Source organism: Gammaproteobacteria bacterium (assembly GCA_013696315.1).
Classification (GTDB): domain Bacteria; phylum Pseudomonadota; class Gammaproteobacteria; order JACCYU01; family JACCYU01; genus JACCYU01.
Genome location: JACCYU010000193.1, coordinates 1 through 9,355, shown reverse-complemented (window position 1 = coordinate 9,355; position 9,355 = coordinate 1). Strand labels below are relative to the sequence as shown.

The 9,355-nt window shown below is 60.2% G+C and carries 10 protein-coding genes; all 10 read right to left on the bottom strand.

Annotation, left to right across the window (positions count from 1 at the left end; translation table 11 throughout):
• Positions 1-494: GNAT family N-acetyltransferase (locus tag H0V34_11385; GenBank protein MBA2492264.1), on the bottom strand; the 494-nt coding region annotated here is incomplete at its 3' end.
• A gap of 15 nt (positions 495-509) precedes the next feature.
• Positions 510-713 carry a hypothetical protein gene (locus tag H0V34_11380; GenBank protein ID MBA2492263.1) on the bottom strand — a complete coding sequence of 68 codons (204 nt, stop codon included), beginning with the start codon at positions 711-713 and terminating at the stop codon, positions 510-512.
• Positions 714-741: 28 nt separating this feature from the next.
• Positions 742-2,370, bottom strand: coding sequence for an APC family permease (locus H0V34_11375; protein MBA2492262.1), 1,629 nt, complete (start codon positions 2,368-2,370; stop codon positions 742-744).
• A gap of 75 nt (positions 2,371-2,445) precedes the next feature.
• On the bottom strand, positions 2,446-3,036 hold the full coding sequence (locus tag H0V34_11370) for a hypothetical protein (protein ID MBA2492261.1): 591 nt from the start codon (positions 3,034-3,036) through the stop codon (positions 2,446-2,448).
• Positions 3,037-3,069: 33 nt separating this feature from the next.
• Positions 3,070-3,459 carry a hypothetical protein gene (locus H0V34_11365; GenBank protein ID MBA2492260.1) on the bottom strand — a complete coding sequence of 130 codons (390 nt, stop codon included), beginning with the start codon at positions 3,457-3,459 and terminating at the stop codon, positions 3,070-3,072.
• Positions 3,460-3,469: 10 nt separating this feature from the next.
• Complete coding sequence (locus tag H0V34_11360; GenBank protein MBA2492259.1) at positions 3,470-4,858, bottom strand: FMN-binding glutamate synthase family protein; 1,389 nt, start codon at positions 4,856-4,858, stop codon at positions 3,470-3,472.
• A 155-nt stretch (positions 4,859-5,013) separates the two neighbouring features.
• The gene (locus H0V34_11355; GenBank protein ID MBA2492258.1) at positions 5,014-5,856 is read right to left on the bottom strand and encodes a GXGXG motif-containing protein; all 843 of its coding nucleotides are present in this window, start codon (positions 5,854-5,856) and stop codon (positions 5,014-5,016) included.
• Complete coding sequence (locus H0V34_11350; GenBank protein ID MBA2492257.1) at positions 5,844-6,794, bottom strand: glutamine amidotransferase; 951 nt, start codon at positions 6,792-6,794, stop codon at positions 5,844-5,846. Before H0V34_11350 ends, H0V34_11355 begins: the two co-directional genes overlap by 13 nt.
• 15 nt (positions 6,795-6,809) lie before the next feature.
• On the bottom strand, positions 6,810-8,282 hold the full coding sequence (locus H0V34_11345) for a glutamine synthetase (protein MBA2492256.1): 1,473 nt from the start codon (positions 8,280-8,282) through the stop codon (positions 6,810-6,812).
• 57 nt (positions 8,283-8,339) lie between these two features.
• Positions 8,340-9,355 (bottom strand): FAD-binding oxidoreductase (locus H0V34_11340; GenBank protein MBA2492255.1); only part of this gene is annotated, 1,016 nt, incomplete at its 5' end.

The window sequence follows — 9,355 nt, the reverse complement described above, 5'->3', positions numbered from 1 at the left end:
GATCCACCCCAGACGCGCGCGTCGGCGGCGATGATCGTCTCCGTGTCCACTAAGGCTACACCCGAAGGCGCGCCAACTGCTTCGCCCACGCGCGCCCAGCGGTCAACGCCGTCGACCATGGAAAATCCGCGGCGCTCGTAAAGCGGCCGTCCAAGCTCCGAAGCAGTGAGCCATAGGCAGCGTGCGCCGCGTTCGCGCAGGGTGCTTATGGCGTGGTCCAGAAGCGCACCGCCAAAACCACGCCCCCGGTCGTTCCCGGCTACGACAAGATTACCGATCCAGCCGTAAGCTTTGAGACTGACGGCAGTGATAAAACCGCATGCGCGCTCGGGCGCACTTAACGCGAAGCCGCTGTCCGCAAACGCCCCGCGGAACAGCTTGCTCTCACGATCGGTGACACGCCAGCCCTCCGCCGCCGCCAGCCGGAGGAAAATGCGCCGCTCGTTCTCCTGGATGGCGCCAATCTTGATGCCTGGATGCGAATGCGCCGTCACGCGAATTTCGCTTCATCAACGCAGTTCGCGCTGCCGCAATTTCCACAGTGACAGATAGGCGAGCCCAGTACCCAACCCCACCGCCGCGCCCGCCACGCCATACAACAGCGGATGCGTCGGCAAGTCTCGCAGATAGATAGCGATGGCGGCCAGCATGCCGGCATAGGCGATCGCGTTGCCGGCTATGACCCTGCGACGTAGTTGACGTCGTGTGTCCACGTGCACGCCCGATCGAAACTGTTCAGGATTATTCGTATACCGCGAGCTGACTGGACACGACCACCAGGATTACGCCGCCTGCGATGGCCAGCCAAGGCAGCATGCCCGCACGGAGCTGCACTTTTTCCTCCCGCTCGAACTCTGCCTGTTTGGCAGTCGGAAATTGTCCCTTATCCTGCACGTAGTGCCTGAACCAGAACACCGGCAGGATCAATGCCGCGAAGATGACGCTCACCAGCAGCGTGTTCTCACCCCAGACGCCGGCGCCAGCACCCAGCAGGATCGCATTGACGAACGCCAGCACGCCGCCTGCGGCGAGCAGCCAGTTCGGGCATCTGTAGGGCCTGTACCAGTCGGGTCTGTCCAGGCGATGGATCCAGCCCGCGTTCAGATTGAGGAAATTGAAGATGATGTAGGTCGCATTGGAGACCGCCAGGAGGAAAACGTAATCCGACATTAATAGCAGAATCAGATTAAAGCTCAGATCGGTCCACATCGCCCGCGTGGGCGCGCCGTGCTTGTTGGCTTTTCCTAAGTATCTCGGCAGCCAGCCATCCAGACTGCCCTGATAGAGAGTTCGAGACGAGCCCGCCATCGAGGTCATGATCGCCATCAGCAGGGCCAGCACCAGCATGACCACCAGCACGTTACGGATGATCGCACCGCCGCCGACCATTTCGGCCATGGCCGACGCAACGCCGGTTCCGGCCAGGATACGCGGGTCTACCAGACCCTCCGTGCCGAAAAAGCCCTGGAACGAGAAAGGAACCAGGGTGTAAACCGCGATGCACAGCAGTCCAGAGTAAAAGATGGCCTTGAAGGTGTCCTTCTCGGGATGCTTGAACTCACTCGTATAACAGATCGACGTCTCAAATGCGTACGCCGACCACGCGGCGATGAAGAGACCGCCCATGAACAGTGTCCAGCCGTGCGCGTCCCAGGCGCCGTCGATAATGTTGCCAGCGGGGTCATACGCCAGCGGCACCAGCGGCATAAAGTTGCTGCTGACGATGTCGCCCGTGATCAACGGCACCAAGCCGACGATGGTCAGCGGGACCAACGCCGCCACCGCCGCGATCATCTGCAGTCGGGCCGCCCGCAAAATGCCATGATGCTGCACGGCGAAGATGAGCAGCAGAATCACCGCCCCGAGGACAAACTGGGCATTGATACGCAGGGTCAATCCTTCTTTTACCGCGCCAAGATCGAGCAGGGTCAGCGCCCAGGTGTTGATCGCGGCGTCCGCGGGGAACAGGCCGGTCAGGATATAGCCGGCCGCCAGCCCCGTGCCGATCGCGAGCACGGGGGTCCAGGCGAACCAGTTACACCATACCGACAGCGGCGCGATGATCTTGCTGTATCGAACCCAGGCCATGGCCCCGTAGACGGAAGCGCCGCCCGACTTCTCCGGATACATGCCGGCGATCTCGGCATAAGTGAATGCCTGCAGGAAGCCGAATATCACGGAGATGAACCAGACCAGCGCGGACGGCTTGCCAACCGTGGCGGCGATGGCGCCGATGGAGAACAGCACCAGCGCGGGAACGCCGCTCGCGACCCAGAACGCATGCGTCCAGTCGATATCGCGATGTAGCTCCCCCTCGGGCACGTAAGTCGGCTTTGCCGCCGCCGCAACCGCTGATGGATTCGTGGCCATTTTTTTATCCTCTTTTGACAGTAGAGCGGGTTGAGGTCATCGGTGGGTCATTCAAAGCTGAGCTCGACGGGGTGATCAGACAGGCGAGGGAGCCGCCCTGGCGAGCGACCAGTCGGGTCTGAAAGCGAGCACCTGTACGCCCATTGGCATGGAGGGATTAAACAGCCGATTGTGCCAGTAGGTGGCCTGATACGCTGGATCGCGCACGGACAGATTTTCAATCTCGCACGGTAGCGCGTAGAACTGGCGGGGCTGAGCGAATTCCAGCGTGCACGACCCTACATCGACCAGGCGCTCCACCAGAAGCATGCCGGGCCCGAACAAGGCGGTCAACTGAGCCGAGAATTCATTTGGATTCTGAAAGTACTCCGCCGCCAGTAACTGCAAAGCGCTGTCCAGGCGGGCGCTCGGATCCGGCGTGCGACGCACCATGTGCTGGAACTCCGGCGTCGCTGAGTACGGCTCGCGCTTGTTGATGAGGATCGTGATCTCCGCCAGTGCCACGTTGTCGCCAATGACCCGCGCTCGCATGGGCGCCGATGGACGGCCGCCTTGCATGCGCACCGCGTTCTGCCGCGCGCGGCACTGCCAGCGCATAAACTGATCGCGCAACACCGCCTGCGCGGTCTGATGCCGGAGAACTCCGCCGTGCTCGCGTTCAGCCATGTCAGCGCACATCGTCGACAACGTGGCGGCCGCTCAGAACTTCGCGTACGCGCGCTTCAGATCCACCAGTGGATGATTGAGCGACATCTGAAACTTGATCAACAACTCCCTGGCCACCATGTCGCGATCCTGCTGATTATCGGGGAGCTCGATGTCGCCCGGAACCTGCACCCAGCCATTGATGTTGCGATCGAACACCGCGGGCTTGTTCTCCTCGTAGCCCATGTGCACGTCTTCCAGCCAGTTCAGATCCTGCCAGCCCATCGTGTCGATGTATTTTTTAAGAAACGGCGTGATGCGATTCATATCGGGCACGAGGTTCACGTCGTAGCGATAACCGATGTGCTGCCCGATCATCTTCTCGCGTTCGGTGTCAACGCCCTCGCTCTTGATGAAATAGTTAACGTCCTTCTGCTCAGCCATGGTGCGGTCCTCAATAGCGGGTCATGTCGGGTCGCCCGACGGTGTGCTGCGAGCCGGCCAGCGGCACCTGCGCCATGGCTGAGGCTTCCATGGTCAGCGCGGCCAGATCTTCGGGCTCCAGCGAGTGCACGTTGGTTTTGGCGCAGGCGCGCGCGAATAACTGACACTCGATGGTGAGCGTGTGCAAAAAGTTATAAACGCGCGCGGCCGCGTCATCCGGATTTAAGCGCTTGCGCAGTCGCGGATCCTGTGTGGTCACACCCACCGGGCAACGACCCGTGTGGCAGTGATAGCAGTAGCCGGCCGGCACGCCGATCTCGTTGGGGAAATCAGCCTCGGGAATATCCTTGTTGCAATTGAGCGCGATCAATGAGGCATGACCGATCGCGATCGCATCGGCGCCCAGCGCCAGTGCTTTCGCGATATCGGAACCATTGCGGATACCGCCGGCGTAGATCAGCGAGATCTCGCCGGTCTTGCCCACGTCGTCCAGCGCCTTGCGCGCCTGGCGGATGGCCGCGATGCCGGGCACGCCGGTGTCTTCGGTGGCCAGATGCGGGCCGGCGCCGGTGCCGCCTTCCATGCCGTCGATGTAGATGCAATCCGGGTCGGTCTTGGCGGCCATACGCACGTCGTCGTACACGCGCGCCGCGCCCAATTTAAGTTGTATGGGAATCTCCCAGTTGGTGGCCTCGCGGATCTCCTGAATCTTGAGCGCAAGATCGTCCGGCCCGAGCCAGTCCGGATGACGCGCCGGCGAGCGCTGATCGATGCCCGCGGGCAGTGAGCGCATCTCGGCCACCTGGTCGGTGACCTTCTGGCCCATGAGGTGTCCGCCCATGCCGACCTTGCAGCCCTGACCGATGAAGAATTCGCAGGCGTCCGCCAGCCTCAGGTGATGCGGATTGAAGCCGTAACGCGACTGAATGCACTGGTAGAACCACTTGGTCGAGTAACGGCGTTCGTCGGGGATCATGCCACCCTCGCCGGAACATGTCGCCGAGCCTGCCATGGTCGCGCCGCGCGCCAATGCTGTCTTGGCCTCGTAGCTCAGCGCGCCGAAGCTCATGCCGGTGATGTAGACCGGAATGTCGAGTTCAAGCGGGCGTTTGGCGCGCGGACCGAGCACTGTTTTGGTCAGGCATTTTTCCCGATAACCCTCGATCACGAAGCGCGTCAAGGTGCCGGGGAGGAACGTCAGATCGTCCCAGCTCGGAATCTTCTTGAACAACGAGAATCCGCGCATGCGGTAGCGGCCGAGCTCGGCCTTGACGTGGATGTCGTCGATCACACGGGGCGGAAAGACGAAGCTGGAACCGAGGACGTTTCGATTCCGCTCCTGCTCGCGCACTTCCGGTTGTGGCTCAGTGTGCGGTGCGGGCTTGCTGTGTGCCGTCATGTTTAAACCTCAGTAACTGTGGACCGAAAGGCCTATAAAGCGTGGGCATCCTACGCGTTCCCGCCGGTATTCGTAGGTCGGGAGTCCTTTCCCGACGTGATGTCGGGAAAGGATTGCCGACCTACAGCGATCGATACGTGCCTGAGCCAGACTCGCTAAAGAACCAGTTTCTTCTCGGCCGGTTCCAGGTTGTCGTAATTCCAGAGCTTCTTGCCCGACACGATCTTGGTCATGTTCTCCACACCGTTGGGCGCGTCCAGTCCGTAAATGGAAAGCTTGTGCTTGAGCCATTGGATGTCGACGTCGGTCATCTCGCCTTCCACCGCGTCCACGCCAAGACTCTGCGCCTTGCCACCGATGTAAATGGTGCCGTCGTACATCGAGTCGCCCAGATTGTTACCGGCGTCGCCGAGAATAACCATGCGGCCGCGCTGCATCATGAAGCCGGAGTTCATGCCGGTGCGGCCGCCGACGATAATTGTGCCGCCCTTCATATCGATGCCGGTACGCGAACCGACGTCGCCCTTGCACACCAGGTCGCCGCCGCGCAAGGCCGCGCCGAAAGTCGAGCCGGCGTTTTTCTCGATCACCACCGTGCCGGCCATCATGTTTTCTGCGCACGACCAGCCGACTCTGCCCTTGATGCGCACATTGGGGCCGTCAATCAGCCCGCAGCCGAAATACCCGAGGCTGCCGTCGAATTCGAGCTGGAGGCGATTGAGAATCCCGACGCCCAGCGAGTGTTTGGCGCCGGGATTGCGCACCATGATCGTGCCAAAGCCCTGGCTCATCAACTCGCGTATGCGCAGATTGATGGCCTTGTTTTCCAGTTCCGCGGCGTCGAGCTCGGCGCGCTTGTCAAAATCGACATCGAAGGCGCCGGGATAAGTGAAGTTTTCTTCCTCCGACGAATCGAAAAAGACCTGCTGGGTGCGGCCCGTGAGCTGCTCATCGTGCATACCCAGATCATGCGAATCTTTCGTCTTTAACTGTGCCATACACGCACCTCGCCGTCGTAGGGGTCTGTGGTGTCGATCTCGTGCGGAAAGATGCTGCGGATCGCCACTTCTTCGGAAGCCATGGCGATGAAGTCGTCGCCCTCGTAGAGCACCATGGGCTTCGCCGCCATGGTGTCCTTGGCCATCCCCAGCGCGTTGCCGGTCGCCACCAGATAGGTGAATACGCCATCGAAAGCATTCACCGACTCGCGCATGGCCACCTCCAATTCCACGCCCTGATCCAGCTGGTCGGCGATGTACACCGCGATCAGCTCGGAGTCACAGTCGGAGGCGAACCGGTGACCTTTACGCTCAAGCGCGCGTCGCGAATTCCAGTAATTGGTGAGCTGACCGTTGTGCACGACCGAGATGTCGCTGTAGGGATACGCCCAGTACGGGTGCGCCGAGCGGATATCGACATCGGATTCGGTCGCCATGCGCGTGTGCCCCATGGCGTGCGTACCCTGGAACGCGCTTAAGTTGTAGCCCTGCGAAACGGTGTTCGCATCACCCAGATCCTTGATCAGCTCCAGCGCGTGACCCAGCGAAAGGATTTCCACGCCGTCCAGGTCTTCGATGTAATCCGCCAGCCGACCCAGATCGCCGTCGTACGAAAACGCGTAACGGAACGCGTATTCTCTCGGCTGTTCGTCGGCAATTACCTTGGCGCCGAGCTCCTCAAGACGCTCATCCACCTTGCGCTTGCGATCCTTCAACGCCTGGTGAATGTCCCAGGCGCCTTTTTTGCGGCTGGCGGCGAGATCGGATGGCTCGGCGACCTTGAAGCGCATTACGTACTGACTGGTGTCGGCCGGCCCGTACAGGGCGTAGCCGGTCGAGTCCGGCCCGCGATGCTTCATCGCCTGCAGCATCGCGGTCATCTCCTTGCCGATATCCGCGCGCTTGCCCTTGTGAATCAGCCCTGCAATGCCGCACATCGTGTCGTCCTCTCGTTAAGGCAGGTAGTCGATATACGTGTTCAGGTCCCATTCGGTGACTGTGTAGTTGAACTTTTCCCATTCGTCGCGCTTGTAGTGCATGAACACTCTGTACATTTCGTCGGGCATGGCCGAGCGGATGACTTCATCCTGTTCGAGCGCGTCGAGGGCCTCGCCCAGTGACATCGGCAACTTTTTCACCTTTTTGCCGGCTTCCATGGCCGCGTAAATGTTCCGCTCTTCCGGCTCGCCTGGGTCGAGATCCTTCTCGATACCATCTTCGAATGCCTTCAGCAACGCCGCGCCCATGAGATATGGATTAACGGTCGAGTCAACGGAACGATACTCGAACCGGCCAGGCGCCGAGATGCGCAGCCCGCAGGTCCGGTTCTGGTAGCCCCAGTCCGCAAACACCGGCGCCCAGAAGCCTGTATCCCACAGACGCCGATAGGAGTTCACGGTCGGTGAACCTATAGCGGTAAGTGCCCGCAGGTGGTTTATCACACCACCGATGCACTGTAACCCGATCAATCCCGGCTTACGATCGTCGATGTTCGGATCTGGCATAAACGTGTTTTCACCATCTCTGCTATAGGTAAACACGTTCTCCATGGCCGGCAAGCTGGCTTGGTGCAAAGTGTTGACGTAATCCTCACCGCCGCGCCAGAGCGATACGTTGTGATGGCAACCTGACGCAGAGACGCCCAGGAATGGCTTGGTCATAAAACAGGCAATCAGATTTTGCTCGCGGGCGACCTGCGCGCAGATCTGGCGGTACGTCGTCAAACGGTCGGAGTTCCTGAGCACGTCGTCGTACATCCAGTTCAGCTCCAGTTGCCCAGGCGCGTCCTCGTGATCGCCCTGGATCATGTCGAAGCCCATTTGCGCGGCGTACTCAAGCACCTTCATGGTAGCGGGGCGTAGCTCTTCGAACTGGTCTATGTGATAACAGTTCGGCTTCGTCACGCCACCCGCGGGCCGGCCGTCCTCGCCGCGCTTCAACCACATCATCTCCGGCTCGGTGCCGATGCGCATATGCAGGCCGTTGTGTTTTTTCTTGAATTCGTTGTGAATCAGTCGCAGGTTACCCCGACAATCCGAGGTCAGATGGCCGCCGGGATTGACCCTCTCTTCCCGGTTCCGGAAACACGTGCAATAGACACGGGCTATGCGTTTGTCCCAGGGCAACTGACAGAATGTTTCCGGATCAGGAATCCCGACGAGTTCGGAGGCCTCCGGGCCGTAACCGATATACTGTCCGTGGCGATCGACGAACAGGTTGGCAGTGGAGCCATAAACCAGCTGGAATCCGCGCTCGGCGATCCGCTCCCAATGATCGGAGGGGATACCCTTGCCTACGATGCGGCCGGTCACCGAGACGAACTGGAAATAGATGTACTTGATTCCAAGCTCGTCGATCTTTGCGCGTACCTCTTCGACAAGCTCACTGCGGCCTTCGGCGTTAACATGCCTCTCGAGATCAGTCACCTTGGCCGCGGAAGCCTCGGGTTTCGTTGCTCTCGACTTAACTTGGCTCATGGTCAGTTAGCTCCAGGGGAATGGGCTGTGAGACGTTGGATGAAGCTTTCCCTGCGCGTAGCGCGAGAAGCGGAACGGATCGAGCAAACCGCTGCGTTGACCCACGATTTCCGACGCGACCAGCTTGCCGACGCCGAGCATCTTGTAGCCGTGGTTGGAGTCCGCGATGACGTAGCAGTTTTCGCGGAACACATCGAATACGGGGAAGTTATCGGGCGTAAAGGCGCCAATGCCGCCCGAAGGTTCCTGCTTGAACAGAGACAGCTTGCCTTCAAAGCGTTTCTGGCAATGCGCCAGCGCCGAACACCACATGTTCGCGAAATTTTTGCCGACAATGTAATCCGGCGATTCGGGTCCGTACGGATCGACCTTTACGTCATCGGGGTCGGTTTCGATCCTGTAAGGCGCCGCCCCACCCTGCACGCCGCCGAAGTGAAAGTCGGGCTTGTAATAAATACCCCAGAGTTTGTCCGTGATGAGTGAGCCGTCCTTGTCGGAATAAAGGGTCGCGTCGCTGTCGACATGGATCACCGGCGGAAAATTGCCGTCGTTGGTCTTCTGCAGATCTGGATCGACGCCCAGAGTACCCTCCTGCAGCGACCAGAAGACCCACATCGGTACGTCCTTGTGCAGTGTTCCGTCCGGACCTCTAATGTCGATAACCTTGGGCAGTTCCAGCATCTCCCAGATGCTCTTGATCCATGGCCCGACACCGACCACCACATAGTCACATTCGATGACGCCGCGATCAGTCTCGACCGCGTTCACGGCGCCCCCGCCATCGCGCCTGAAGCCGGTGACCGCGACGCCGGACTCGATGTGCACACCCTGCGACGTGGCCTTGTCGGCCAGGCCCCGCATGCTTTCGACGTTATTGGCGTATCCGCCGCGCTTTTCGTGCAATACCGAAGTGATGCCCGTGGCCTGCCAGTCATCGAAGATCGACCGCATATAATTCAGGCTGTCTTTCTCACCTTCGATGAACACCGACTCGTAATCGATCTCCCGTTGTTGCTGTGCGA

What these genes read in the sequence shown, in the direction of transcription:
- H0V34_11355 (MBA2492258.1), bottom strand. Translation starts at nt 5,856, where the DNA reads ATGGCACAGTTAAAGACGAAAGATTCGCATGATCTGGGTATGCACGAT.
- H0V34_11350 (MBA2492257.1), bottom strand. Translation starts at nt 6,794, where the DNA reads ATGTGCGGCATTGCAGGGCTGATTCACAAGGGCAAGCGCGCGGATATC.
- H0V34_11375 (MBA2492262.1), bottom strand. Translation starts at nt 2,370, where the DNA reads ATGGCCACGAATCCATCAGCGGTTGCGGCGGCGGCAAAGCCGACTTAC.
- H0V34_11360 (MBA2492259.1), bottom strand. Translation starts at nt 4,858, where the DNA reads ATGACGGCACACAGCAAGCCCGCACCGCACACTGAGCCACAACCGGAA.
- H0V34_11370 (MBA2492261.1), bottom strand. Translation starts at nt 3,036, where the DNA reads ATGGCTGAACGCGAGCACGGCGGAGTTCTCCGGCATCAGACCGCGCAG.
- H0V34_11365 (MBA2492260.1), bottom strand. Translation starts at nt 3,459, where the DNA reads ATGGCTGAGCAGAAGGACGTTAACTATTTCATCAAGAGCGAGGGCGTT.